Below are 302 nucleotides of genomic sequence, written 5' to 3'. Positions count from 1 at the left end.
CCCCTATCATACTCAAGTTTAAAAGTTTCCACGGCATGTTTGAAGTTAAGCTTCAACTTTTAACAGTGGACTTTTTAAACCACCTACAGACGCTTTACGCCCAGTGATTCCGGATAACACTTGCATCCTCCGTCTTACCGCGGCTGCTGGCACGAAGTTTGCCGGGGCTTATTCTCCAGGTACCGTCATTATCGTCCCTGGCAAAAGAGCTTTACAATCCGAAGACCTTCTTCACTCACGCGGCATGGCTGGATCAGGCTTGCGCCCATTGTCCAAGATTCCCCACTGCTGCCCCCCGTAGG

Annotated in this window: 1 rRNA gene; it reads right to left on the bottom strand. The window is 50.7% G+C overall.

From position 1 onward, the window contains the following. Window positions 1-302, bottom strand: a 16S ribosomal RNA gene (locus ACTHTA_RS11455); the annotation flags it as partial.

Source organism: Neisseria sp. P0013.S005 (genome assembly GCF_051958425.1).
Lineage (GTDB): Bacteria > Pseudomonadota > Gammaproteobacteria > Burkholderiales > Neisseriaceae > Neisseria > Neisseria subflava.
This window is presented reverse-complemented; position numbering and strand designations above follow the sequence as displayed.